Below are 1440 nucleotides of genomic sequence, written 5' to 3' on the forward strand. Positions count from 1 at the left end.
TTCACGAAGCAATCGGAAGTGGTTCCAAGAAAAGCCTCTAAGCTTCAGTCATACGAGACCGTACCGCAAACCGACACAGGTGGGCGAGATGAGTATTCTAAGGCGCTTGAGAGAACTCGGGAGAAGGAACTCGGCAAATTGGTACCGTAACTTCGGGAAAAGGTACGCCCCGGTAGCTTGATTGGTTTACTCCATGAGGGTGAAAGGGTTGCAATAAACTGGTGGCTGCGACTGTTTAATAAAAACACAGCACTCTGCAAACACGAAAGTGGACGTATAGGGTGTGACGCCTGCCCGGTGCTGGAAGATTAAATGATGGGGTGCAAGCTCTTGATTGAAGTCCCAGTAAACGGCGGCCGTAACTATAACGGTCCTAAGGTAGCGAAATTCCTTGTCGGGTAAGTTCCGACCTGCACGAATGGCGTAACGATGGCCACACTGTCTCCTCCCGAGACTCAGCGAAGTTGAAATGTTTGTGATGATGCAATCTACCCGCGGCTAGACGGAAAGACCCCATGAACCTTTACTGTAGCTTTGCATTGGACTTTGAACCAATCTGTGTAGGATAGGTGGGAGGCTTTGAAGCGGGGACGCTAGTTCTCGTGGAGCCAACCTTGAAATACCACCCTGGTTTGTTTGAGGTTCTAACCTTGGTCCGTTATCCGGATCGGGGACAGTGCATGGTAGGCAGTTTGACTGGGGCGGTCTCCTCCTAAAGTGTAACGGAGGAGTTCGAAGGTACGCTAGATACGGTCGGACATCGTGTTGATAGTGCAATGGCATAAGCGTGCTTAACTGCGAGACTGACAAGTCGAGCAGGTACGAAAGTAGGACATAGTGATCCGGTGGTTCTGTATGGAAGGGCCATCGCTCAACGGATAAAAGGTACTCTGGGGATAACAGGCTGATTCCTCCCAAGAGTTCATATCGACGGGGGAGTTTGGCACCTCGATGTCGGCTCATCACATCCTGGGGCTGTAGCCGGTCCCAAGGGTATGGCTGTTCGCCATTTAAAGTGGTACGTGAGCTGGGTTTAAAACGTCGTGAGACAGTTTGGTCCCTATCTGCCGTGGGCGTTGGAAATTTGAAGGGGGCTGCTCCTAGTACGAGAGGACCGGAGTGGACGAACCTCTGGTGTACCGGTTGTCACGCCAGTGGCATTGCCGGGTAGCTAAGTTCGGAAGAGATAACCGCTGAAAGCATCTAAGCGGGAAACTTGCCTTGAGATGAGATTTCCCAGAGCCTTGAGCTCTTTGAAGGGTCGTTCGAGACCAGGACGTTGATAGGCTGGGTGTGGAAGTGCAGTAATGCATTAAGCTAACCAGTACTAATTGCCCGTACGGCTTGTCCCTATAACCTTAGCAGGTACAGAGGATAAGACGGTACAACGTTGCGTGTGTGTTGATACTACCAGTCATTACCCCAATCTTTGCTTCTTCC

Annotated in this window: 1 rRNA gene; it reads left to right on the top strand. The window is 51.0% G+C overall.

The features are described 5' to 3' along the window. Positions 1-1352, top strand: a 23S ribosomal RNA gene (locus tag AC54AG_RS28265); the annotation flags it as partial. Positions 1353-1440 lie beyond the last annotated feature (88 nt).

The sequence above is a fragment of the Janthinobacterium sp. BCJ23 genome (genome assembly GCF_059617945.1).